At 65.3% G+C, this 25,125-nt stretch carries 13 protein-coding genes; 8 read left to right on the top strand and 5 right to left on the bottom strand.

The genetic code is table 11. The features are described from left to right. Positions 1 to 401: 401 nt before the first annotated feature. On the bottom strand, positions 402 to 3,041 hold the full coding sequence (locus ACF07D_RS09765) for a penicillin acylase family protein (RefSeq protein ID WP_391504778.1): 2,640 nt from the start codon (positions 3,039 to 3,041) through the stop codon (positions 402 to 404). Positions 3,042 to 3,140: 99 nt separating this feature from the next. On the opposite strand from ACF07D_RS09765, the gene ACF07D_RS09760 reads away from it, so the two are divergent. Further along, positions 3,141 to 6,386, top strand: a complete 3,246-nt coding sequence (locus ACF07D_RS09760) for a PD-(D/E)XK nuclease family protein (protein ID WP_391504777.1) — start codon at positions 3,141 to 3,143, stop codon at positions 6,384 to 6,386. After that, on the top strand, positions 6,383 to 9,787 hold the full coding sequence (locus ACF07D_RS09755; protein WP_391504776.1) for a UvrD-helicase domain-containing protein: 3,405 nt from the start codon (positions 6,383 to 6,385) through the stop codon (positions 9,785 to 9,787). The genes ACF07D_RS09760 and ACF07D_RS09755 overlap by 4 nt, the downstream gene beginning before the upstream one ends. A 6-nt stretch (positions 9,788 to 9,793) precedes the next feature. On the opposite strand, the gene ACF07D_RS09750 is transcribed toward ACF07D_RS09755, so the two are convergent. Then, complete coding sequence (locus tag ACF07D_RS09750) at positions 9,794 to 11,020, bottom strand: phosphotransferase (RefSeq protein ID WP_391504775.1); 1,227 nt, start codon at positions 11,018 to 11,020, stop codon at positions 9,794 to 9,796. Positions 11,021 to 11,133: 113 nt separating this feature from the next. On the opposite strand from ACF07D_RS09750, the gene nudC reads away from it, so the two are divergent. Continuing rightward, positions 11,134 to 12,021: an NAD(+) diphosphatase gene (gene nudC, locus ACF07D_RS09745; protein ID WP_391504774.1), complete on the top strand. Its 888-nt coding sequence runs from the start codon at positions 11,134 to 11,136 to the stop codon at positions 12,019 to 12,021. Then, positions 12,018 to 13,697: an ATP-dependent helicase gene (locus ACF07D_RS09740; RefSeq protein WP_391504773.1), complete on the top strand. Its 1,680-nt coding sequence runs from the start codon at positions 12,018 to 12,020 to the stop codon at positions 13,695 to 13,697. The genes nudC and ACF07D_RS09740 overlap by 4 nt, the downstream gene beginning before the upstream one ends. Here ACF07D_RS09740 and ACF07D_RS09735 read toward each other — a convergent pair. Both ACF07D_RS09735 and ACF07D_RS09730 read right to left on the bottom strand, forming a co-directional pair. Then, positions 13,594 to 14,667, bottom strand: coding sequence for a hypothetical protein (locus tag ACF07D_RS09735; RefSeq protein WP_391504772.1), 1,074 nt, complete (start codon positions 14,665 to 14,667; stop codon positions 13,594 to 13,596). The genes ACF07D_RS09740 and ACF07D_RS09735 overlap by 104 nt on opposite strands. A 134-nt stretch (positions 14,668 to 14,801) precedes the next feature. Next, positions 14,802 to 16,193, bottom strand: coding sequence for a zinc-dependent metalloprotease (locus ACF07D_RS09730; protein WP_391504891.1), 1,392 nt, complete (start codon positions 16,191 to 16,193; stop codon positions 14,802 to 14,804). Between the two features lie 170 nt (positions 16,194 to 16,363). Here ACF07D_RS09730 and ACF07D_RS09725 point away from each other — a divergent pair, with 170 nt between their 5' ends. Continuing rightward, complete coding sequence (locus tag ACF07D_RS09725; protein ID WP_391504771.1) at positions 16,364 to 19,462, top strand: UPF0182 family protein; 3,099 nt, start codon at positions 16,364 to 16,366, stop codon at positions 19,460 to 19,462. 608 nt (positions 19,463 to 20,070) lie between these two features. Here ACF07D_RS09725 and ACF07D_RS09720 read toward each other — a convergent pair. Then, positions 20,071 to 21,588 carry a peptide MFS transporter gene (locus ACF07D_RS09720; RefSeq protein ID WP_391504770.1) on the bottom strand — a complete coding sequence of 506 codons (1,518 nt, stop codon included), beginning with the start codon at positions 21,586 to 21,588 and terminating at the stop codon, positions 20,071 to 20,073. Positions 21,589 to 21,870: 282 nt separating this feature from the next. Between ACF07D_RS09720 and ACF07D_RS09715 the strand changes: the two genes are divergently transcribed. From ACF07D_RS09715 to ACF07D_RS09705, 3 genes are all read left to right on the top strand, one after another. Then, positions 21,871 to 22,647 (top strand): FadR/GntR family transcriptional regulator, encoded by a 777-nt coding sequence (locus tag ACF07D_RS09715; protein ID WP_391504769.1) that lies wholly within the window; start codon positions 21,871 to 21,873, stop codon positions 22,645 to 22,647. Beyond that, on the top strand, positions 22,644 to 24,194 hold the full coding sequence (locus tag ACF07D_RS09710; protein WP_391504768.1) for a gamma-glutamyltransferase family protein: 1,551 nt from the start codon (positions 22,644 to 22,646) through the stop codon (positions 24,192 to 24,194). Before ACF07D_RS09715 ends, ACF07D_RS09710 begins: the two co-directional genes overlap by 4 nt. Before the next feature lie 71 nt (positions 24,195 to 24,265). Then, positions 24,266 to 25,057 (top strand): sulfite exporter TauE/SafE family protein, encoded by a 792-nt coding sequence (locus ACF07D_RS09705; RefSeq protein ID WP_391504767.1) that lies wholly within the window; start codon positions 24,266 to 24,268, stop codon positions 25,055 to 25,057. The last annotated feature ends 68 nt before the right edge of the window (positions 25,058 to 25,125 follow it).

Here is a 25,125-nt window from a genome sequence, read left to right as displayed (position 1 = left end):
CCTGGACAAGTCATGATGCGGTTGCTGCCTGCGGCGCAACCCTGTTCTCCTTTGAGTGTATGCCGCTTGCCTTGCCAGGCCGCACGATTTGTGGGCCCGTTCGCCGTCAGCGCACCACCTGTGATGCGGGTACTGGGATGCTCGCCCTCCCGCTGCACAGCAGGCTTTCGCTCGCAGCGCCGGTCTTCAGCCGGAGCTCAAACCTTCAGCCGGAGCTCAAACCTTCAGTCGCAGCGCCACGCCTTGGGATCTGCGGTTGCTATGTCCAAAGTGTCTGCATTCGGCATAGGAACCCCAGATCCCATGGTTACTGTGAGCGGCCTGGCGTGTGAGCGCTCTGGCGTGTGAGTGGCCTGGCGTTGGGCAGGTCCGGTGCGCGGACGGGCTGACGCGCGACGGGGCTAAGCCGCCGGGGTCAGCGTCAGCGTGTCCGTCGTCGTGGCCTCAACAGCCTGAGCGCTGTACGCCCAGGCGTACTGCTCGCCAGCTGCCCAGCCCGCCACCTGATCCGTGTAATTCTTGTGGAACGCGTGGCCGCTCTGTCCCGTGAGGTTCTGCCAGGTTGATGCGTCCCAGTCTGAGACGTCGATGACCATGCGCATCGACGGCACAGTCGACGTCTGGTAGCCCTCGCCAAGCGCCCACCCGGTGGCGTTGACGACGCCTGAGCCGCCAGACGTGTCGTAGGGGCCTCGGTTGAACAGCGCTTCGATTGGAGCGATGCCGCTTTCCCCAAAAGTTCCGTGTGTCAGTGTGATCGCGTGAAGCTTCCCCCAGTTCCACTTCTCCGGGTTCGTACCCTGCAGCTTCGTGAGTTCTTCGTATGCGTCGCTCGCTGCCCCAGACAGGAGCTCCTCACGTGTCTCCGTGCCGCCCGCAGTCAGCCACTCAGACTCGGGGTTCGCGAGCTGCAGCGACAGCACCCTCGCGAAGCGGGACTGGTCATCGCGCGGAATGTCGCCATCCCTGCCCGAAACCATTCGCTTCGTGAGGTGTTCCCACAGCACGTTCGCGTAGGCAGCGGGGGCCGAGTCGATTGAGTTCTGTCCGTCCCACGTCGCGAGGAGATCGAGTGCTGCCTGCACGCCATTGTCGTCCGCCGTGACACCCGCATACGCCGCCGTGAGCGCCTCCGCTGCTGGCATCTGGTTGTCCATGTGAATCTCGGCAAGGTCGGCGGCGCTCACTGGGCCAGCTGCGATCTTTTCCTCGAGCAGCTCGACGATCCGCGCGGCACGGTATCCGTAGTCCCAGTCGCGGCTGAGGAAGTGGGCGTAGTCGTCATTCACGATCGCGTTGTTCGCTGTGACGATGTAGCCCGACTTCGGGTTGTACGACCAGGGCTGTTCCTCGAACGGAATGAACCCTTGCCAGTCGTACTCGCTCGACCAACCAGGCGTTGGAAGGTAGCCCTCCTGCCCGGCCGCGCGAATCGGGAGCTTGCCCGGGGCCTGGTAGCCAATGTTGCCTTCAGGGTCAGCGTAGATGAGGTTCTGGCCGGGCACGTCGAACTTGCTTGCAGCCTCGCGGAAGTCTGTGAAATTCTCGGCGCGGTTGAGCATAAAGATCGCCTCGGGAGTCGATCCGGCATCGAGTGCGGTCCACCTGAGAGCCAGGGCGGCGTCCGTGTACGGCATCGTGCCCCCGATGTCACCAGGTCCGACGGGCAGGATCTTGCCCTCGGGCGTCTCAGCGTGAGGGGCGTCAGCGATCGCCGTGAAATCCCCTGTGAGCCCTGAGACGATCGGGCCGTGTCCGGTCTCGCGGACAGTCAGGGTGACGTCGTCGCCGCCGGCAACCTTAATGGTTTCCTCGCGCGTGGTCATGTCGCGCCACTCGTTGTCGTACCAGTACTTGTCGCCGTCGACGCTCTCGACGAATAGGTCTGCGACGTCAGTCGTGAGGTTTGTGAATCCCCAAGCAACATTCTGGTTGTGTCCGATGACGATGCCGGGCAGACCTGAGAAGCTGAAACCGGCGACGTCAAACGGGCATTCCTCGGATACTGTCGAGCAACGCAGTTGCATCTGTGTCCAGACTGACGGCAGCGCCGCGCCGAGGTGGGGGTCGTTTGCAAGCAGCGGGGCACCGGTCGTCGTGTGTTCGCCGGAGACAACCCACGAATTAGAGCCGATACCCTCGCCCTGCTGCGTGATGAGGGAGTCAACCTTGCCGAGGAGCTCCTCAAGGGGCTCGAGGTTGAGGGACTCGACGAGGTCCGTGAACTGATCCTGAACGAACGCGGCCCCCTGCTCGAGCTTTCCAACTGCGACGACCCGCTTCCCCGCGGGGTCGTCCGCGAGGATCACTGGGTGCTCCTCGAACGGGTAGCCAGGGTACAGTTCGGCGAGCTCGTCGGCTTCGAGGAACTGTGCCTGAAGCGCTCGGGCCGTCTCGTCTTCGATGTTGGTGCGAAGATCCCACGCCATTGCTTTGAGCCAGGCGATCGAGTCTGCAGGTTTCCACGGCTCTGGCTCGTAACCTGAGTTTTGCAGCCCGAGCACTGCGTACTCAAGCGAAAGCTTGCTGCCGCTGTGGTCGTCGAGGTACGCATTCACGCCTGCAGCGTAGGCCTCGTAGTACGAACGGGCCTCATCGCTCAGCGCCGCGAACTCCTCCTCCGCGATGCGCTGCCAGCCAAGGGTCCGCAGGAACGAGTCGGTGCCGACCTGGGATTCGCCGAAGAGTTCAGACAGCCGCGCGCTCGTGAGGTGGCGGCGGAAGTCCATCTCCCAGAATCGATCCTGCGCGTGCACATAGCCCTGGGAGAAGAACAGGTCGTCGGTGGAATCCGCCGTGATCGTCGCGATCCCGCGCTCGTCTCGTTGCACGGTGACCTCGCTGGTGAGGCCCGTCGCTGTGACGGTTCCGGATACTGTCGGGAACGAACGCTGTACTGTCCAGACGCCCAGCCCCGCTGCGATAAGCGCAATGAGTAGCAGGGCCGCGACAATCCAGCCGATCACTCGCAGGGCCCGACGTTTCTTCTTCGGCGTCTCTGAGCCTGGGATTGTCTGGGGCGCGTCGGCTACCTGGGTCATCGGTCCTCCACTCTGAGGTGCGTGCGTACACACTGAAACAGCTTCGAGTATTGCACATGGCCCGCCGCCAATGTCTGCGGTGCTCACTAGGCTAAATGCATGATCGCATTCGACACTTCGCAGGAGCGCGTACTCGCGCTTGATCCGCGATCGCATGCGAGGGTGCTTGGAGCTCCTGGCACAGGCAAGACCGAGTTGCTCATAGAGAGCTACGCTCGCGCGATGACGCGCGAGGGGTGGGAAGAGGGCGACGTACTCGTGCTCGCGCCGGGCAGGCTCGTCGCGACGCGCCTGCGGGAGCGCGTGCACAGGCGGCTCGACCGCGCGGTTGGGGGAGCGCCAGTACGCACGGCCTCATCGTTTGCGTTCTCAGTGCTCGGGCGGGCGGCAGCAACGGCCGGTGAAGCGGCGCCGCGCCTGCTGACGGGCACCGTTCAAGACGAGGCGATCGCGGAGACAGTGCAGGCCCGTATCGACGCCGGCCGGGCGCGTGGGGAGGCCGGTCTCGCTACCGAGGTGGTGTTGTCGGCGCCGTTTCGCGCTGAACTGCGCGAGCTCTGGCGTGTGCTTGACGACTTCGGCTACGAGCCTGCCGAGCTCGCGGGTGCGCTGTCGGGGGCCCTCGAACACGCGCGAGGTGTTCCGTACTCTGCGGGCCCGGAACCGGCACTTGCAGCCCGCTGGGGCGAGGCGCTCGACCTGCTGCAGGAGGTCAAGCAGCGTATGGAAGCTGCGCGTGCGCAGGAGGTGAGCTCAAGCGGAGTACTGCGGCTCGCCGCGCAGGCGATTCGAGACGGGCAGGTGCAAGCTCCGAAATTGCTCCTCATTGACGACGCGCAGGAGCTCGGCGAGGGCCAACTCGCGCTTGTCGCAGCATGCGCTGCGGTGGGGAGCGCTGTGTGGGTGTTCGGCGATCCTGATCTTGCGACGAGCGCGTTCCAAGGCGAGCACACGCGGGTGCTCGCCGGGCTCACGGCGGAGCTCGTCCGCCGCGGTTGGACACCGCCTCCCGGAGCCGCCGAGCAGCTCGTGGTGCTTGACACCGTGTACAGGCACGGCGCCACGATTCGGGGGTTCGTGCGCGGGATGAGCGCGCGCATCGGTGCGCAGAGCGCCGCGCCGCAGCGGGCCGCGGAGAGTCATGCCCCGGGTGCGCCGGTGACGGAGACGGGCCCCCATCAGGATCCCGAGGGCCCTTCGAAGCCTGCCTCCGAGAGAGCGGCCGCCGTCCGTGACAGCGTCGAGTTCGCGCGCGTGGCGACTCCTGCTGAACAGCTCGGCGCGATCGCGCACCGCATGCGCGCGAGGAAGCTCGGCCTCGACAGTGATCGCGCCCTCGACTGGGGTGAGATGGCCGTCGTCTGTCGTACTCGCGCCGAAGTCACCCGGGTGGCCAGGCTACTCGCTGGCCATCAGGTGCCAACGGGCGTCGCCGCCGGCGGCATTGTGCTGCGGGAACACCAGGTGGTGCGTGAGCTCGTGACGCTGTTGCAGCACGCACTCGGAATTGCTTCGCTCGACGCCGCAGGAGTGCTTCGGCTCGCCGGTGGCGTCATCGGAGGGCTTGACGCTGTCGCGGTGCGCAGGCTCCGCGGCGGGCTGCTCCTAGACGAGCGACGTGCCGCCCGCGAGGAGGAGCGCGATCCGCTCACTGTCGACGAACTTGTGTTCGACGCGTTCGAGTTCCCAGGCCCGAGCCCGGCAATTGACAGCGCCGGTGGACGAGCGATTCGCAAGCTCGGCCTCATGGCTGCTTCCGGGGTGAAGGTGCGTGAGGGCGGTGGTACCCCGCGAGAGGTGCTCTGGGCGCTCTGGGACAGGGCGAAGCTCGCCGATCGATGGCAGCAAGAAGCGATTGCGGGCCGAGGCCTGCGTGCAGACGAGGCGAACAGGTCGCTCGACGCCGTTGTCGGCCTGTTCTTCGCGCTACAGCGCCACGAGGAGCAGGACAGCGAGCAGCCCATCGCCGAGCTTCTCGACGAAATCCTGCGAAACACGGTGCCAGAGGATTCGCTCGCGCAACGGAGCGAGCGGCAAACGGTGACAGTCACGACGCCGCAGGGAATGATCGGGCGCGAGTTCGCTCTCGTCGCCATCATCGGGGTGCAAGACGGCTCGTGGCCAAACCTCCGGGCTCGCGGTTCTCTCCTCGGCACTTCGGCATTGGAACGCTGGCTGCGCGGTGGCGAAGCGCTCATGCCGTCACGTCGAGACACGACGCACGACGAACTGCGACTCTTCCTGCAGGCGTGTTCGCGTGCACGCGAGGAGCTGCTCGTCGTCGCGGTCGCCGACGAGAACAGTCACCCAAGCTCGTTCTTCGGCCTGGGGAGCGATTTCCGGGTAGAAGGGCTGCCGAGCTCGAGGCTGACGCTTCGCGGGATCACCGCGTCGATGCGCCGCCGCGTCGTCGAAGATGTGAATGACGAGACTGCGGTGGTCTCGCTTGGCGCACTCGCGCGTGCAGACGTCAGCGGGGCGCACCCACGCGATTGGTATGGGGTACTCGAACCGTCGACCACGCTTCCGCTGTACGCTCCTGCCGAAGGCGAAGAGGAGCGGCCCGTGCCTGTGAGCCCGTCGCAGCTCGAGAAAGCTGAGACGTGCGCCCTCGACTGGGTAATCGGGGCGCTTGGCGGGGGCATCGGCAGCGTCCAGGCAAGCCTCGGAACGCTCGTGCACCACGCCCTCGAAACCGTTGACGGTCACGACCCCCAAGAGATGCTCGAAGTGATCCTCGCAGAGTGGCAGAAGCTGCCGTTTGACGCTGAGTGGGAATCTGAGCGCGCGCGGCGCACGGCGGCTCACATGGCCGAGGGCCTCTCCGACTACCTGCGAGAGTTCGAAGCGTCTGGGAAAGAGCTTCTCGGGCAGGAGTCAGGCTTCAGCCTCGCGATCGGGCGTGCAGAGCTCCGCGGTATCGCCGACAGACTCGAAGTGCAGCGTGGTGGCGGGGCCGCAGAGGTTACCGTTGTTGATCTGAAGACTGGGCGCACGCCCGCGACGAAACCCGAGGCTGAAGAGCATGTGCAGCTGCAGGCATATCAGCTCGGTGTGATGCTTGGCGCGTTCGACACCGGAGACGTTGAGGTCGGAGGCGACGTGCGCACCGCAGCCAAGCTGCTGTATGTGCACCCGGATGCCGCTCGAGGGAAAGGATTCGTGGTGCGCGAGCAATCTGGCCTGAGCGATGAAGCCCGAGAGGAGCTCATTTCCCGTGTTGCAGGCGTGGCCGAGACCATGGCGGCGGGGGAGTTCACCGCCAGGGTTGAGCACCACTGTTCAGATCCGCACAAGCCGGGCAACTGCCGGCTGCACATCATCCAGGCGGTGAGCCACGCGTGAGCGTTCCTGTTTTCTCTGCGGCCAGAGTGGCCGAGATCCTTGCGATCCCGGGTGAGCAGCCGTTGCTCCCAACCGACGAGCAACGGGCGGTGATCGAGCACCCGCTCGCTGGGAGCACGCTCGTGATCGCCGGCGCAGGCAGCGGTAAGACCGAAACCATGGCGAACAGGGTCGTGTGGCTCGTCGCCAACGGGCTTGCCGAGGCTGATTCGGTGCTGGGGCTTACCTTCACGCGCAAGGCGGCGGGGGAGCTACGCGAACGCATCGTTGGGAGCCTTGGGGTGTTTGTCACGCGCCTCAGCGATCTCGCCGAGCTCGGGGAGTTGAACGAGCAAGAACTCGAACGCTCCCGCGAGCTGAACGAGCAGCTCGCAGACGGCCTTGCCCTTCCCGACGTCAGCACCTACAACTCGTTTGCTGCCGGAGTGCTGCAGGAGTTCGGGGCGTCAGCCGGGCTGGCACCTGGCGCTGTCGTCATCGACGAGGCGACGGCATGGCGAGTTGCTCGCGAGACGCTGCTCGCGAGCGATGACCCAGACCTCGTCACGAGCGAGCTGCGTACGCCGACGCTGATTCGGCACGTCATCGCGATGGACAGGGCGGTCGCCGACAACCTGACGAGCTTTGACAGTGTCGACCAGATGGTCGCCGAGTTCAGCGGCGTCACTCGGCTGCCGTACAACGAGAAAGAGGACCCGGACAAGCCGAGCGGGAAGGTCTACGCGAAGGTCCGCGACGCTGTGAAAGCGATCGCTGAAACGCCGCTCATTACTCGCCTCGCGCGCGCGTACCGAGAAGAGAAACAGCGGCGCGGCCTCATCGATTTCTCAGACCAGCTCGCGCTCGCGACGCAGACGCTGGACGCAGCCCCCGAGGCTCTTGGGGTGCTCCGATCCAGGTATCGCGCGGTGCTGCTCGACGAAGTGCAGGACACGTCGGTGGGGCAGACGAGACTCCTCGCGCAGCTGTTCGGCGGCATGCCAGTAATGGCCGTCGGCGATCCGCACCAGTCGATCTACGGCTGGCGAGGGGCGTCCGCTGAGGGGCTGAAATCGTTCCACCGTGATTTCCGCGGTGGGGAATCCGCAGCCACCCTCACGCTCTCGGTGAGCTGGCGAAACCCGAAGCTCGTGCTCGCCGCGGCGAACACCGTCGCAGCTGAACTGCGCATGAACGCAGCAGTCGACGTGCCCGAACTACAGCCCAGGCCCGGGGCAGACGACGGCGAGGTCGAGGTCATCTACCCCGAGACAGTGCACGAGGAGCGCGAGCTGCTCGCAGCGTGGATCGCGCGCGCCCGCGATACGACGCCAGGGAAAAACGGGGAGCCCCCGACGGCCGCGGTCATCTTCAGGAAACGTGCCGCAATGCCGTCATTTGCTGCAGCGCTCACGGAGGCCGGCGTTCCCAATCGCATCGTTGGTCTCGGTGGGCTGCTCAGCACCCCGGAAATCACTGACATCGTGAGCTGCCTGCGATGCCTGTGGTACGCAGACGCCGGGGGAGACCTTATTCGACTGTTGGCGGGCCCGCGCTTTCGAATCGGAGTCGCAGACCTCGCCGGCCTGCGCGACGCGGCGAAGTGGTTTGCTCAGCGGGACGTCGGTCTGCAACCGCTCGCCGACGAAGATCGTGCGGCTGACAGCGTGTTGCCAGACCCCGACCGTGAGTTCACGCTCATCGATGCCCTCGACGCCATCTCGACGATGAAGAACCTCGACCATGGCGCACTGCGAGGAGTGTCCACGAGCGGGAGAGAACGGTTGCGCGAGGCAGGGCAGATGCTGCGTGATTTGCGACGCGGAGTCGGTGGGAACACCGCCGACCTCATCGGCGCCGTGATGCACGCACTTCGCCTCGACATCGAACTCGAAGCGAACGAGGCAAGAGGAGCGGCAGCTGGAGCGCTCGCGAACATCGAAGCCTTCACTGACCTCGCCGAAGGCTTCCTCGCAATCGACACACGAGGCACGCTTGCATCGCTGCTCGAGTGGGTGGAACGAGCGCTTGAAGACGACGACGTCGCTGAACACGTTGCCGCGCCGCTGCCTGGCACCGTCCAGCTCATTACCGCGCACGGTTCGAAAGGGCTGCAGTGGGACATCGTGGCGGTGCCTCGCATCGTGACAGACGAGTTCCCTGGCAGCGCGAGAAGCGGCACTGGTTGGCTCCGAACCGGCGAGCTCCCTGACGAACTCCGCGGCGATCGAGGGGCGAGGCCGCACCTGAACTGGCGGATCGCCACGACGCAGAAAGAGCTGTGTGAGCGGCTCGACGACTATCGAGCAGAGCTGAAGGAACGCCACGCCGAGGAAGAACGGCGCCTCGCCTACGTCGCGATCACCCGGTCAGCCGGTCGACTGCTGCTGTCGGGCTCGTTCTGGGGTGGTCAGACTCGGGCACGGGTGCCATCGGTCTACCTCCAGGAACTGCAGGGGCAGTTCTTCCCGGAGCTGCCTGCCGAGTCCGTGCACGAGTCAGACCCGAGCGAGATCGCCGAACTCACCGCGAGTTGGCCGCTCGACCCGCTCGGACACCGCGCCCCGAACGTGTTTCGGGCGGCGAACGCCGTTCTCGAATCGCTCAGCGAGGCAGGGGCGCCCGCCGCCGCTCTCGAGCCTGCTGTCGTGGCACCTGCGGACGACACGCTCGCGCAGTCCGGAGTCGACGAGACGGTCAGACTGCTGCTCGCCGAGCGCGCGGCGGCGGATGCGCTCGCCACTTCGACGAGCGCCGCCGACGCACCACTGCCTGAGCGCATTACCGCGTCAACTTTCCACGAGTTTGTTGAAGATCCCGTCGCCGCAGAGCGACGCAGACTGCGGCCCATACCACAGCGACCCTACCGGCGCACCCGCGTCGGCAACCGATTTCACGAGTGGGTCGAGCGGCGGGCAACGACCCCCGGCGGAACCGCACTGCCGCTCCTCGGACTCGACCCGGATGAATGGGATCCGGGGCGCACCGAGTTTGACGTGGAGGCCGAACTCGAGCCGCTCATTGACGTCTACGAGCAGTCGCGCTGGGCGTCAAGGCAGCCGATCGCTGTCGAACTCGAGGTCGCGCTGCCATTCGCGGGCCGCACGCTTGTCTGCAAACTCGACGCTGTGTATGAGCTCGAACCGGCGGCCGACGGGTCCGACGCGCAAGAGCCGCGTTTCGAAGTCGTCGACTGGAAGTCGGGGCGTGCGCCAACCACGGACGCCGAACGCGAGAGCCGGTTCTTTCAGCTCGACCTCTACAGGCACGCATATGCGCAGTGGGCAGGAATCGCCCCTGAGCGCATCGATGTTTCGCTCTTCTACGTCGCAGAAAACGTCGAGATTCGCGGCGTCGAAGTGCGTAGCCTTGCCGAACTCGAGGCGGCGTGGCTTGCAGCGGCGGCGAAGCTCGCCGAGTAGCCGCAGTCAGTCGCGGCGCGCCCCGGGCAGGTCATCGTCGCTGATCGGCTCAGTGAGCATGTCGTCGACTGGCTCGGTGAGCTGGACGTCCGGGTCGTCGACGGTCCCGTCTGCGGCCCCGTCTGCGGCGTCCGTGGCGCCAGCCGCGCCTGTGGAATCATCATCGGGAAGTGGATCGATGAAGTCGGTGTCAAACCCAAACATTCTGTCTTCGTCGAGCGCTTCGAACGCCGCGGTCTCCGAGAGGCGGTCAGGGACGACGGGGGTCTGCTCGAGGAGCTCGAGCGCGGCGGCCTCGTCCAGGGGGTCGCGGCCAGGCACAGCGGCGGCCAGAATGCTGAGCCTGTCGACGAGCCTGTCGAGCATCCCGACTGCGTCGTCGATGATCTCAGAATCGTGAACGTCAATGCCGTGCAGCAGCCACTTCGCTATCTCGAGCTCGTGGTAGAGCGTCGCCCGGCTGCGGAGCGCTGCAGAATCACTCACACCCGACAGCTTCGCGTAGCGCGAGAGCACCGCGTCGAAGACACCGTCGCCAGCCCCGTAGAGCCACGCGACGTCGCTTGCCGGGTCACCAATCGAGAGCCCAGACCAATCGAGTACGCCGACAACTCGATCGTTGTCGACGAGGAGCGCGTCGGCGGTGAAGGTGCCGTGCACCATTCGTGGTTCGAAGTCCCAGAGTTCAGCAGCCTCAAGCACCTCGTTCCACCTGGCATGCACAGTCTGCGGCAGGTATCGGGTCGCGTGCGCACGGTCGACGACGCGAGTCACGAGCAGTCGCTGATCGCGCGTGGTTCGTTCGACGAGAGCGCCCTGCTGGGCGACGCTTCGGGGGAGCGCGTGGATCGCGGCAAGCGTCTCTGCGATTGAGTCGATCAGGATCGCGTCCGAGCTGAGGTCTTGTACATCGAATCGTGAGCCGGGGAGGTACGTGGTTGCGACCGCGCGAGTGTCGCCCGCGCGGGTCATTCCGAGTGGGCGTGGAGCGTCGAACGGGAGTTCAGCGCGCGCTCCCTCAGTCAGCGCTGCGAGACCAAGCAACGACGCGGATTGCGTAGTTTCTGCCTGTTGTGTGCGAGGGACACTGACGATGACCTCATCGTCTGGGGTGGTGAGCACAGCCGCTGCGTATTCTTCACCGGCTCCGTGGTGGGGTCGCACAGCGACCGCGACAAGACCGGGCACCGCTGAGGTCGCGAGCGCTGCGAGGGTGAGAGGGAGTGTCGCCATGTCATTTAGGGTATGCATCAGCCGGGTCTCGGGTGGTGCGCCACGCGCACTGTGCTGCAGTCTCTAAGGTTTCGGCGCGCAATGGCGGGTGCGAAGTCTGAGAAGATCGTTATATGAGTGTGGAACGAGTGCCGCTTGCCGGAGGAATCATCGACCGAGACGCGCCGACGCGCGGATCGCTCGAAGCACTCGAGGCCGCGTGGGCTGCGCCTGACGCCCGCGTGCTTCGCATTGCCGGGCCGAAGGTGCCTGTCCGCGAGACTGACTTGAGTCTCGCTCTCGTGCCAACGGCGAGGGTTACTGCGCCAGCGGATGAGCGTGTCTACCTGGGCCGTCGTGACGGTGCGCCGATGTTTGCGATCGCTACCGAGGAGTCGGACGGTGAGCCTGGGGTCACTTGGATGCATCCGTTCCAGGCGGTTATGAAGCTCGACCATGCTGAGCGGGAGCTTGTCACGATGGCGCTCGCCGTGATCCGCTGGCACGAAGCGGCAGGGTACTCTCCGCGCGACGGAGAACCAACGACGGTCGCTGACGGCGGCTGGTCAAGGCGCACCCAGAGTGGCGGCGAGCTGTTTCCGCGGACGGACCCGGCTGTGATCGTGCTGATCACGCACGAGGATCGTGTACTGCTCGGCTCGAACGTGCTCTGGGAGACTGGTCGCTTCTCTCTGCTCGCCGGGTTCGTTGAAGCTGGCGAAACACTCGAGAACGCTGTCGCGCGGGAGGTGTTCGAAGAGGCAGGCGTTCGGGTAGCTGAGGTGCGTTACGTCGCGTCGCAGCCGTGGCCGTTCCCACGATCGCTGATGCTCGGTTTTCAGGCGAGCCTCGCTCCGGGGCAAGACCCCGCAGCGTTCGTCGCCGACCCGACTGAAATCTCGGAGCTGCGGTGGTTCACGCGCGAAGAAATCCGGTCTCCAAGGGCCGGCCTGCTGCTGCCCGGAGCGCTCTCGATCGCAGGCTGGATGCTCGACACGTGGGCCCAGGATGGGGCTCTGTGACGAGCGAAGCAGCACGCATCCTCGAAGCCCTCGACCCCGATCAGCGGCAGATTGCCGAGGCGCTTCGCGGTCCGGTCGCGGTACTGGCTGGTGCAGGCACGGGAAAGACCCGCGCTATCACGCACCGCATCGCCTATGGTGTGCGGACCGGGGTGTACGACCCGCAGCGTGTTCTCGCAGTGACCTTCACACGAAAGGCCGCGGGGGAGCTCCAGGGTCGCCTGCGGGAGCTCGGCGCCGATGGGGTCCGCGCCCGCACGTTCCATGGTGCCGCGCTCGCTCAGCTCAGCCACTTCTGGCCGCAGTTCGTTGGAGGCGACGCACCTCAGGTGCTCCCAGGTAAAGTAGCGGCGATCTCGCAGACCGTTGAGTCGATGGGGCTTCGGCTTGGTGGTGAGACCCTTCGCGACATCGCCGCCGAGATTGAGTGGCGAAAAGTGTCGATGTTGAGCATGGACGCATACGCGAAACAGCTCCCGCAGCGGCCGGTCCTCGCCGGTGTCGAGAGCGACAAACTTCTGGACATCCATGAGGGCTACACCAAGCTCCTCGAAGAGCGTCGGCAAATCGACTTCGAGGACGTTCTTGTGCTGCTATCTGGCATGCTCGAGGTCGAGCCGCGCGCCGCACTCCAGGTGCGCGAACAATACAGGTTCTTTACGGTGGACGAGTTTCAAGACGTCTCGCCGCTGCAGCACCACCTGCTTCGCCTGTGGCTTGGCGCTCGCGATGACCTGTGCGTTGTCGGGGATGCAAGTCAGACGATCTACTCGTTCGCCGGCGCTTCGAGCTCGTTCCTGCTTCGCTTCGGCACCGAGTATCCGAACGCGCGGGAGTTTAAGCTCGAGCGCAACTACCGTTCGACGCCGCCCATCGTTGGCGGCGCGAACAGGCTCATGCGTGACAAACCTGGCGCGCTCCAGCTCAGCCCGATGCGTCCCGCCGCCGATACGGCTCCACAGTTCTCGTGGTTCCAGACGGAGCAAGACGAAGCGCGAGCGGTCGCCCAGGCGATCGCGCAGGCGAGGCGAACTGGCACGCCGGCCTCCGACATTGCCGTGCTGTATCGAACGAACGCGCAGTCAGCGCGGATCGAAGAAGCACTTGCGAGCGAGGGCATCCCGGTTCGCGTGCACGGCGCGCAACGGTTCTACGACAGGGCTGACGTGCGGCGCGCAATCCTGCTGATCCGAGGCCAAGCGAAGGCTGGTGACGATCGTCCGCTGTTTCAGATCGTCAGCGACATGCTGCGCGAGGTGGGGTGGACCGCGAAGCCTCCCGAGGGGTCCGCGGAGCGTGAACGTTGGGAAGCGTTGAACTCGATCTTGTCCCTGGCCGACGACATGCCCGCAGGCACAACAATCATTCGGTTCAGTGAGGAACTGCTTGCCCGCCAGCGTTCTCAGCACGAACCAAAGATGGAGGCCGTGACGCTGAGCGCTGTCCACGCGGCAAAGGGTCTCGAATGGCCGCTCGTTCATGTCGTCGGCCTGAGCGAAGGAATCTTTCCCATCTCCCATGCCCAGACCGAGCAGGCTATTGAGGAGGAGCGACGACTCGCGTACGTGGCGTTCACGCGCGCTCGCGACGTGCTGTTGCTGTCGGGGTTCGCGAGCGCGGCTCGTGTCGCGCGCCAGCCGTCGAGGTTTGTGCACGAGGCTGGGGTGGGGCGCTGAGAGCGCACCCGCACTCAGGGTGGGTGCGCAGTTGTCGGAGCCTGGGGAACGCCTGAAGTTTGCCGTGCGCGACTGGTAATTCAAGCTGCCGGTCATGTACCCATGGCTCACCGCGCCGCCACGCACGCACGAAATGCACCGCAGCTGTAGCGGCGACCTGCGACACTTCGCCAGTCTCGCTGCTCGGGCGCACGCCGTATAACTGGGATGCAGCAGCCGGGAGTGCCGGGTCGGCGTCGGTGAGATGCAGCATCTCGCAGCCGTGACATGGCGCGCCATCTGGCGCCACGAGCGGGCCAACGCGAGCCGCGCCGTCACTAAACCTGATGATGAGTTGCGGCACCCCCGCTCTCAACCAGCGGGCTGTTCGGCCGAGGGGTTCGAGAAACCTGAGAACCTGGACAGCGAGGTCGGGAGGTTTTGCCTCGTGGCGCAGCACACACTCGGAGCTTGACCCAAGGGTTTCCCGCAGCCATGGGACGTCGATGCCGTCGTCGAACAGGCGGGCAGTGGGCGGGCGTCGCGCGGACTCGGGCGTCACTGCAGACGCGCCGCCGGATTGGGGCGCCTGAACATGCCGATCTCCCCACCGACGCTTGGCTGCTGTTCGACGTATCGTCGCCGGCGCCGGGTTCCGCGGTGCTGGCTGCAGCGCCGCAGAAGACGCCGCCGAAGCTGCCGCCGAGGATTCACCTGTCTCCTCAGCGGCTACTGTCCCCGCTGGTGCCGTCCGGTGAACGAGCACGTGGGTGAGCGAACTGAGCGCGTGCTCAACGACCTGGGAATCGCTGCGCGCGAGCTCGGTGTCGCTCGCCCCGCGGATGAGACGGGCGACCACAGCCTGGGCGTCTGGCTCTGCTGCGGGGAGCCTGGCAAGTGCACGGTCGAATCCGACCCGAATTGTTGTTGGGTCTTCCCACACCACGGGGAGGTCTGGGTCGATCTGGGTGAGAGATATCTGCGGGGTCATGCCAAGTAGTCTGCGCTCCGCAGGCACCCTTCTGGCCGGCATCCACAGGCCCGAGCGCTCCGTGCGACGAATGGACCCCCTGTGGGCAACGTTAACCGCACCGGGTCTGGTTGCGCCTGGCAGGTTCCGCTCGGCTAGGTCGCGGGGGAGTCGCCACTCTCGTCGATCGTTCCCGTATCTGCGTCCCCCGAGCGCTCCCCGCTCAGGAGCTTGCGCAGCTCATCGTCGAACGGGTCGCTCTTGGGAGCGCCGTCGCCGATCAGCCCGATCCTGGTGAGAAGTAGATCAGGCGCGTCGATCTCTTCTGCGGTCGGCATGATGTCGGGGTGCGACCAGAGACCGTCTCGGGTGGCAATGCCCCCGCGATCAACGACAGCACGCCACATCGCGGCAGCCTCACGCAGCCGACGGGGGCGAAGCTCGAGCCCAGCGAGCGCGGCGAACGCGCGCTCGCCTGGGCCGCCTGTCGCGCGACGGCGGCGCACCATTTCGGCGATGGCGCCAGCTCCGGGGAGCCTGCTTGTCGCGTCCTCGGTCACGATGTCTACCCAGCCCTCGATGAGGGCAAGCATTGTCTCGAGCCGTTCGTGCGCCGCCTCCTGAGCGGGAGTTTTCGGCGGAAAGAGCGCCCCACTCGCGAGGATCTCCTGGATCTGCTCGGGCTGCGATGGGTCGAGCTCCCGAGAAAACTCCTCGATGCGATCCGTGTCGATGTGGATGCCGCGAGCGTAATCAGTGATTGCGGTGAGGAGATGGAGCCGGAGCCACTTTGTGTGGCGGAACAGGCGAGCGTGCGCGAGTTCGCGCACGGCGAGGTACAGCGTGACAGCCTCAAGATCCTGATCGAGGCCCTCAGCAAACTTCGCGATGCCGCTCGGCAGGAGCGCACCGCCCTCGAAACCTGCCCCCTCAAACAACGGGATTCCAATATCGCCCGCCGACACGACCTCGCCAGAGAGTTGACCAACGATCGAGCCAAGCTGCACAGCGAAGAGCGCGCCGCCGACGCTGCGAAGCATGGGAGTGGCCTGCTGGAGCGCAGCTGTCATTTCCTCAGGCATCTGCGTGCTCATTGAGTTCATGAGTGCCTGCGAGACCGACTCGGCGACTGGCTCGGCGAGGCTGATCCAGGTATCGATCGACCGCTGGACCCACTCGATGCGGTTCACGGTTCGGGGGGAATCGGATACCGGCCCAAGTTCAGTCGCCTCATCGAGCCATAGCGATGCGAGCGGGAACGCGCGATTCGCTGGGCCGCTGTCAGCGCCCGTATCTCCACCCGCAGCATCGAGCGCGGTTCGGCGCGCGACCGACCAGTCGATCTTGTCGCTCGGGTTCGACATCGCGCCACGCAGCGTCGAAAACAGGGCGCCGAGCACCGCGGGATCTGCTGAGATTCCCGCTGCCTTCGCGAGCACACTCGGGTCGAGTTCGCCGTCTTGCTGGCCGCTCAACATGTTCTGCAGCAGGCGCTGCAGTTCTTCGAAGTTCGGGCCCGACGAGTCGTCCGGTCCGCCTGGCTGCATATCGTCGTTATTCACGGCGTTCTCCTCATGCCTCGTACACTGCTAACGCTACGGCACGCATGGTGAGACGGTGCCGAGAGTCGCGCGATTTCATTGCGCCGACTGCGAACAGGTGTCGCGGTGTTTCGACTCGCACAGGAATTTCAGCGGCCAAACGCTACGCTTGGAGGGTGACCGAACAGACTACTTCTGCCCCCCGATCGCGCCGACTTTCCCCGCTCGCAATCACAATCATCCTCGTGGTTGCGCTGATTATCGCGTTCCTCGCGGTCTCGTCAGTGATGACTGAGGTCCTGTGGTTCAACCAACTCGGGTACCTTCCCGTGTTTGCGACGCAGTGGATTGCGGCAGGCGCCATGTTCATCGTCGGCTTCCTTGCGATGTCGATCCCGGTGTTCCTCGCCATTGACATTGCTTACCGGAAGCGGCCGGTCTATGCCCGCCTCACCGCACAGCTTGACCGCTACCAGGAGGTGATCGAACCCCTGCGGCGGCTCGTCAAGTGGCTCCTCCCCGCAATGCTTGGCATTTTCGCGGGCATCGCTGCGGCATCGAGCTGGCGCACTGTGCTGCTCTGGTGGAACTCTGAGCCCTCAGGTGAGAAAGACGCCCAGTTCGGTTTCGATATCTCGTTCTTCCTCTTCGATCTGCCCCTCTGGCAGTCGGTGACCGCATTCGCCTCGGCAGTCGTGCTCATCTCGCTGCTCGTCGGAGCGGCCACGAGCTACCTGTACGGCGGCATCTCGTTCAACGAGCGGGAGCTTCGCGTGTCGAAGTCGACCCGCATTCAGACCGCGATCCTCGCGACCCTGTACCTCGCGATTCAGGCCGTGAGCCTGTGGCTTGATCAGTACGCAACCGTCACAAGCACTGAGGGCTACGCGACCGGTGCGATGTACTCAAGCGTCCACGCGACGATCCCCGGCAAGCAGATCCTCGCTGGCATCGCAGCGATTGTGGCTGTGCTGTTCATTGTGACCGCGGTGACCGGCAAGTGGCGTATCCCCGTGATCGGTACGGCACTGCTGATCGTGTCGAGTCTTGTGCTCGGCGTCGGATACCCCTGGGCAATCCAGCAGTTCCGCGTCGTCCCCGACGAGCAGAGCATGGAGTCTGAATACATTGGCCGAAACATCGACGCGACGCGCAAAGCGTACGGCCTCGACGAGGTGAAGGTCGAACGCTACGACGCTGTCACCGACGCAGAGCCGGGCGCACTGCGTAACGACGCTGTTGCGACCTCGAACATTCGTATCATGGACCCCGAGGTCATCTCGCGAACCTTCGCGCAGCTCGAACAGTCGAAGCAGTACTACAAGTTCCCGAAGTCGCTGAACGTCGACCGCTACGAGCTCGACGGGCAGATCGAAGACACCGTCTCGGCAATCCGTGACATCGATATCTCGGGCCAGTCGAGCTGGTACAACCGCACCCTCGTGTTCACGCACGGGTACGGGCTCGTCGCCGCGTACGGCAACCAGCGCTCACCCGGTGGCGAACCCGTCTTCCTTGAGAGCGGTATTCCGACGAGTGGCCGTCTCGGTGAGTTTGAGCCGCGCGTGTACTTCGGCATGGATTCGCCCGAGTACTCGATCGTCGGTGGCGAACGCGACAAGTCGATCGAGCTCGACTTCCCGTCAGACATCGAGAGCACCCCTGAGGCTCCGGCAGCTGACGCCGAGGGTGCAACACCTGCTGAGGAGAACGCCGAAGGCGAGACCACTGCAGACGCCACCGCTGGCGGCGAAGCGGCTACCACTGACGAAGAAGCCCCGGCAACTGAGGCGCCCGCGGAGGAAGACGTTCCAGCAGACGCAGGTGACGCGGCTGAGGGCGACGTCGAGGCCGCAGCTGGCGGCCGCGCAAACCTCACGACCTTTAAGGGCGAGGGTGGGCCGACGCTGAGCAACATCTTCTCGAAGATCATGTTCGCGCTGAAGTTCCAGGACGTCGAGATCCTGCTCTCAGGTGCTGTCGTTGACGGCTCACAGATCCTGTTCGATCGCAACCCGGTTGAGCGAGTGCAGAAGGTAGCTCCGTACCTCACCATCGACGCTGCTCCGTACGCGTCGGTCGTGGACGGCAAGCTCAAGTGGATCATCGACGGCTACACAACTTCGGCGCAGTACCCGTACTCAGAGGTCACCGACATGAACGCGCTGACAGTTGACGCTGACAACCAGCGCGCGAGCATGCTCGCGAAGCCTGTGAACTACATTCGCAACTCGGTGAAGGCAACTGTCGACGCCTACGACGGCAGCGTTGATCTGTACGCATGGGACAGCGAGGATCCACTCCTCAAGTCGTGGAGCAAGATCTTCCCCGGAACGCTCAAGAGCGTCGACGATATGAGTGGCGAGCTGCTCAGCCACGTGCGATACCCGACTGACATGTTCAAGGTGCAGCGCGAGGTGCTGAGCAAGTACCACGTGACCGATGCCGGTGCGTTCTACTCGGCTGAGGACGCGTGGCGTACGCCTGATGATCCGGTAGCGAGCGCGAACGAGAATGAGCGCAACCCTGCGCAGCCGCCGTACTACCTCACCCTGTCAGCGGGTAAGGGCGCGGAGCCAACCTACTCGATCTATTCGACGTACATTCCTGACGCGCGTGGTGAGACCGCCCGAGACATCCTGACCGGCTACCTTGCGGCGAACTCGAACGCAGGCTCTGAAGCCGGAAAGGTGTCTGAGGACTACGGCACGCTGAAACTTCTCACGCTGCCAAAGAGCAACACGATCCCGGCGCCGGGCCAGGTGCAGAACAGCTTCAATACCGACCCGAAGGTGTCGACCGAGCTGAACCTGCTGCGCCAGGGCGGTACTCGCGTGATCAGCGGTAACCTGCTCACGCTCCCTGTGGGTGGCGGGCTGCTCTACGTGCAGCCTGTCTACCTTGAGGCGTCGACTGGCACGAAGTTCCCGCTGCTACAGAAGGTGCTTGTCTCCTTCGGTGACGACATCGCGTTCGAGGACACGCTTGATAAGGCGCTCGACGAGCTGTTCGGCGGAAACTCAGGCGCGAACGCGGGAGACGGGGATAGTGAAGTTCCTGCTGACCCGGATCCCGATACCGACGGTGAGACCGTGGAACCGGGCGACGGCTCAGGTTCGCAGACCTCTCCGGCGCTGAAGCAGGCGCTGCAGGACATGAAGAAGGCCATCGATGACCGCACGGCGGCAATGAAGGATGGCGATCTGAAGAAGTTCGCAGAGGCCGACGAGCGGCTTGAGGATGCGCTCACGCGAGCGCTCGAGGCTGGCAACTAGCAAGTCTCACCGCAAGACGGGTGTGGCCCGGAGGTTTTTCCCCCGGGCCACACCCGTCTTTCGTGCCTTGTGGTCCCTCCCCGCCCGCCGAAGAGTAGGTTTCTCGCCAACGAGGCATTCACCTACCGCTGGCAAGTGGCTGTCCTGCAAGAAAGGGGCTCTCCAGCGCAGGAAGGGAGTGTCACCTAGGGGAGGGGCACCCAGGGGCGGGGGTACACAGGGGCGGGGGTACACAGGGGGAGGGTCACCCATGGGAAGAGGAGGATCACCCATGGGGACAGGAGAGGCGCCCAGGGAAGAGGAGGATCAGCCCATGGGAACAGGAGGATCAGCCCGGTGAGCGAGCAGACCCCACGGCGCCGGCCTGGGGACAACAGAGCGGGGGCGCACCACCTCGAAAGGTGGCGCACCCCCGCCCAACAGACGCCCGTGGATCGGCCGCGACCGACGAGAACCAGCGTTCGTCCAGCGCACAGCCAGCGTTCGTCCAGCGCACGGCCGACGAGAGCTAGCGCACGTCCAGTGCACGTCCAGCGGCTCGCCAGCGCCCAGTCAGCGGCTGGCCAGCGCCCAGCCAGCGGCTCGTCAGCGCCCAGTCAGCACCTTAGCTAGCGGCTAGACATCGCCCGGTCCACGAGCTTGTAGGCGATCCCGAGCACGACGATGAGGGCGAGCGAGACGATGGCGACCATCGCGAAGTACTGTGCCTCCGAGCCTTCGCGGTAGGACTGTGAGATCCATCCGGCGAAGGTTGACCCGCCGGCCATGGTGAGGAAGTACAGTGCGGTCATCTGTGACGTTGCGGCCTTCGGTGCGAGCTCGGCGGTGAACGACAGGGCTGACGGCGCGAAGAGCGATTCGCCGAAGGCGAAGAACACCATGACGAGGAGCGCGATAAGCAGTGGCATTGTCACGCCTGCAGCGAGTCCGAACGGCACGATGATCGCCGCGCCAGCAGACATCGCGATGACGCCAACGACGAGCTTGGTGATTGGCTGCATGCGTGACGCGCGGCTGCGGGTCCAGAGTACGGCGAGGAGCGCGGTGATCGCCGCGACTGCGAGGCTTTCAAGCGTCACGATGAGCGAGGGCGGCATCGTGAGTGACCCGACTGTGAGGTGAATTTTCGTGTCGGCGAACACCGCGAAAGCGGTGAAGAGCTGGAACAGGAGTGTCCAGAACACGAGGCTCATGAGGAACACGGGGATGTAGCGCACGACCGCACGGCGTTCCTGCTTGCTGACTTTACTGTTGGTGAGCAGCATCGTGAACAGGCCGAGCGTTGCGATCAGTACGACGAGCGCGACGACGTTACTGATGTTGTCGGGGCGCACGAGACCGAAGGCGACCGCGAGGGCGATTGCGGCGATCAGGATCGCGGTGATCCAGATCCACCGCACCCGCTGGGCTGCGGGAAGGGGGTTTGGCACCATCCCGGTGCTTGCGGGCAATCGGCGCATTCCGAAGATGTACTGGCCGAGACCGAGGGCCATGCCCGCGGCGGCTGCGCCGAAGGCGACGTGGAAGCCCCAGGACTGGTTCAGCCAGCCGGTGACGAGCGGCCCTGCGAACGCGCCGATGGTGATGCCCATGTAGTAGATGGAGTAGCCGGCGTCACGGCGTGGGCCACCGTTCGGGTACAGCTCGCCCACCATCATTGTGGTGTTTACCTTGAGGCCGCCGGTGCCGATCACGATGAGCGCAAGGCCGATGATGAGGCCGGTGAGCCCGGGGACGATTGCGAGCATGATGTGGCCCGCGAGGATCGCCGAGCCACCGACGAGCACGACGTACTTGGGGGCGAGAACTCGGTCTGCGACCCAGGCGCCAACGATCTGGGCGATGTAGACGAGGCCGCCGTAAGCTCCGGCGATCCCGAGCGCGACAGGCTGGGGGAGACCAAGCCCGCCTTCGCCGAGTGAGTAGTAGAGGTAGTAGGCGAGCAGCACTTGCAGGCCGTAGAAGCTGAAGCGCTCCCACATTTCGACGCCTGAGAGAGTGAGGAGGCCGCTCGGCTTGGCATCATCGACCACGATGCCAAGGGCTGTCGTGACACCGGTTCCGGGTTGAGTGGTGTGCTCCGGCGCGCCGGGCGAGGCGGCGGTGGAGGGGCGGGGTTTCGTCATTGATTCTCCATGAGGGCATACGGGCAGATGCCTCGCCTGGGTCGCGCTTGTGGTGCGGAGATCCGGCTCTGCGGGTATCGATTGATGTGGCGTTCGGTGTATGGTTAATGAACTGTTGGTCTGACCAACTTCTCGAACGAGACGCAAATATACCCTGCTTCGAACCGCTCCGTCAATTGCGCCGGAGCGCCGCAGGATCGCGGTAGTTTCGAGGGGGGCCAGAACCACGCAAGGCACACGAACCGACCCCGAACATCACCCATGCGCACGAAAGGAGTGGCGATGGATTGGACCTCCCTGAAGCCCGCGACGACGCTGTCGCTGCCGGACCGCCTCTCAGTCGACCTCGAACGACTCATTCTCGACGGTGAGCTTGCGCCGGGGGACCGATTGCCGCCGGAGCGCGCCCTCGCGGAGCACCTCGGGGTATCACGCGTCTCGATCCGAGAAGCACTTCGCGAGCTCGAGAATCGAGGCCTCATCGACCGCAAGCCCGGTCGGGGCACAGTCGTGCTCAGCCCGGGGGAGCGCTCGGGTATCGTTGACCAGATCGGCGAAGCGGTCAACGCCGCAGCCGCCGAGATGCGTGACATCATGGAGCTTCGCGCGATCGTTGAGCCCCCGATCGCCCGCATCACGGCGGGGCGGGCAAGGCCGCGCGACATTGCGCAGCTTCGCGAGCTTGTCGAAGCGATGGAGAGCGACACCGCGAAAGACAGGTATGCGGAGCTTGACCGCGCCTTCCACCAGTCGATCGCGCAGTACACACACAACCCGCTGCTGGAACTTATCAACGAGCAGATCGCGCAGCAGATTGCACCGAGCCGTGGCACCCGCTATCAAACCCGGGCGAGACGTCAGGTGTCGAGCGCGGCGCACCGACGCATCTTCGAAGCCATTGCCGCAGGGGACGGTGACCTCGCGGAGGCAGAGGCCCGCGCCCACGTGCTCGACATCGCCGAGCAGATCGCGCTCGCAGGCGAGGGCGAGGACAGGTCGCAACGAATCTCCGCCGCACCCGATACCGACGACACGCAAGATAGGGGGCCACGCGCATGACCGCAGCACAGCTTGGCGCAATCTCGACATCACACCACTTGGCGACCGAAGCAGGCGCGGAAGTGCTTCGCGCTGGGGGCAACGCGATCGACGCAGCGATCACCGCAGCTGCGACGCTCTGCGTCGTCTACCCGAACAACGTCGCTCTTGGCGGTGACCTCGTCGCTATTGTCAGGAGCCCTGACGGCGAGATCAGGTTTCTGAACGCCACGGGTACGGCGCCGTCCGGCCAGACGCTTGAAGCGCTGCGAGACGCACACGGCGAAGCCCTCCCGCTGCGCGGCGTTGACACCATCACGGTGCCTGGCGGTATTCGCGGGTGGGAGGCGCTGCACGAGCTCGGCGCGACCCGCGCTTGGGCCGATCACCTTGCCCCCGCAATCGGCTTCGCGCGCGACGGGTTCCCAAACTCGCGGTCAGTCGCCCGTGAGTTGCGCGCCGCGCAGCCAGAGTTGTCGAAGGATCCCGGGGCGAGCGCTATCTTCTACCCAGACGGCACGCCGCTCGCCGAGGGGGACACTGTCGTGCAGCCAGCCCTCGCTGCCTCGCTCGAGCAGCTTGCGAGCGAGGGGCCAGAGGCCTTCTACTCGGGCGAACTCGCCCGCACCTGGACTGCCGGGCTCGCGCGGCGTGGCTCGAAGATCACCTTGGAAGATACGGCTGCGTATCGCCCATTCTGGGACACCCCGATCGAAACCGACTTCCGCGGAATGCGGGTGCTGACGGGCCCACCGAACACCTCGGGGTTCATGTTTCTCCGCGCGCTCAACGCGATCACCGCAGGTATCGAGGACCCGCTCGGCGCCGGCGCCGGAGAGCTCGCCCGCGCGTTCTACGAGAGCAACCTCGTGCGCACCCAGCTGCTGTCAGACCCGACGTTCGACGGTGCTACGGGAGCTCAGCTCGTAGCCGCTACCGCACCGGAGCGCCCGATCCGTGGCGACGCGAAGGCGAGCGGAGACACCGTCGGGTTTTCTGCGGTGAGCGCGGACGGCTGGGCCGTGTCGTTCATCAACTCGGTGTACTGGGACTTCGGCTCATACATTCTCGAGCCAGACAGCGGCATCATCTTTCAGAACCGTGGCACCTCGTTCTCGCTCGATCCTGAATCGCCGAACGCGTTTGCGCCGGGAAAACGCCCGCGGCACACACTCATGCCCGTGATGGTGCTCGATGGCGACGAGCTTCGCTACGTGCCCGCGACAATGGGCGGCGCCGCGCAGCCCCAGGTTCACACCCACCTGCTGCAGCGGATGCTCGCGGGGGAGGACCCCGCGAGCGCGACCCACGCGCCTCGCTGGATGGTCGAAGAGATCACCGGCGACACGCAGGTGAGCGTCGTTGTTGAGGCGGACGTATCCGACGTCGCGAAGGAGGCGATCGAGGCAGCGGGCTTCGCGCTCGTCACTGTCCCGTCGCGCGACGAATCGCTCGGCCACTCCAACGTCGTGCGCATCGATCCAGGCACCTCGGGGGCGCCCACCTATACGGCCGCGAGCGACCCCCGCTCGGACGGCTCCGCAATCGTCGTTCTGGGCGCGGGGTAGCTGATCCGGATCCGAGGATCCCCGCCCGCCCCCGCGCCAGCCGCGCTTGATTTACGCATTGAAAGGCTCCGATGACTTCGACTGACTTTGATACCCCCCGCCCCTCGATCCTGCTGCTTGCTATCTTCGGCGCGATCACCGGCATCCTCTCCGGCCTCTTCGGCATCGGCGGCGGAGTCGTGCTCGTGCCACTCCTGACGATCTTCCTGGGCTACCAGCAGCGGCTTGCGGCAGGAACGTCGGTGGCGGCGATCCTCCCGGCGGCAGTGGTTGGTGGTATCGGCTATGCGGTGCAGGGCAACGTCGACTGGATCGCCGCGATCCTGCTCGCCGTGGGCATCATCGTCGGCGCGCAGATCGGCAGTTACCTCCTCGCGAAGGTGCCCACGGGCTTCCTCCGGTGGCTCTTCATGGTGTTCCTGCTCGCCGTCGTCGTGAGCCTCTGGTTCGTGGTGCCGCAGCGCGAAGCGGAGATCGACATCACCGTGCTCGTCGGCGCCGGGCTGGTCGGGCTGGGCCTCGTGACGGGCGTGCTGTCGGGCCTCATCGGCGTCGGCGGCGGCGTGATCGTCGTTCCCGCGCTCATGTTCTTCTTCGGCTCGAACGACCTCGTCGCGAAGGGCACCTCGCTCTTCATGCTCATTCCCGGATCAATCTCGGGCACCATCGGCAACTTCAAGCGCAACAACGTCGACCTTCGCAGCGCCCTCGTGCTCGGCATTGCTGCGAGCGTGCTGTCGCCGCTCGGGTCGGTCTTTGCGACGAAGATCACGCCGTTCGCGTCGAACGTCGCGTTCTCGCTGCTGCTCGCGTTCGTGCTCGGACAGATGCTCTACAAGACGCTTCGCGCCGGAAAGAAGTAGGGGCGGCGCGACGCGCGCCGTATCGCCGGGGAACTGGCGCAGGGAATAGTGCGAGGGCACGGGGCGTT

The sequence above is a fragment of the Leucobacter sp. NPDC015123 genome, assembly GCF_043080205.1.
Lineage (GTDB): Bacteria > Actinomycetota > Actinomycetes > Actinomycetales > Microbacteriaceae > Leucobacter > Leucobacter aridicollis_A.
The sequence above is the reverse complement of the archived record's forward strand: the minus strand, read 5'-3'. Positions and strand labels throughout refer to the sequence as shown.

Coding starts and splice junctions, on each gene's coding strand:
- ACF07D_RS09765 (WP_391504778.1), bottom strand. CDS start 3,041: ATGACCCAGGTAGCCGACGCGCCCCAGACAATCCCAGGCTCAGAGACG.
- ACF07D_RS09760 (WP_391504777.1), top strand. CDS start 3,141: ATGATCGCATTCGACACTTCGCAGGAGCGCGTACTCGCGCTTGATCCG.
- ACF07D_RS09750 (WP_391504775.1), bottom strand. CDS start 11,020: ATGGCGACACTCCCTCTCACCCTCGCAGCGCTCGCGACCTCAGCGGTG.
- nudC (WP_391504774.1), top strand. CDS start 11,134: ATGAGTGTGGAACGAGTGCCGCTTGCCGGAGGAATCATCGACCGAGAC.
- ACF07D_RS09735 (WP_391504772.1), bottom strand. CDS start 14,667: ATGACCCCGCAGATATCTCTCACCCAGATCGACCCAGACCTCCCCGTG.
- ACF07D_RS09730 (WP_391504891.1), bottom strand. CDS start 16,193: ATGCAGCCAGGCGGACCGGACGACTCGTCGGGCCCGAACTTCGAAGAA.
- ACF07D_RS09720 (WP_391504770.1), bottom strand. CDS start 21,588: ATGACGAAACCCCGCCCCTCCACCGCCGCCTCGCCCGGCGCGCCGGAG.
- ACF07D_RS09715 (WP_391504769.1), top strand. CDS start 21,871: ATGGATTGGACCTCCCTGAAGCCCGCGACGACGCTGTCGCTGCCGGAC.
- ACF07D_RS09710 (WP_391504768.1), top strand. CDS start 22,644: ATGACCGCAGCACAGCTTGGCGCAATCTCGACATCACACCACTTGGCG.
- ACF07D_RS09705 (WP_391504767.1), top strand. CDS start 24,266: ATGACTTCGACTGACTTTGATACCCCCCGCCCCTCGATCCTGCTGCTT.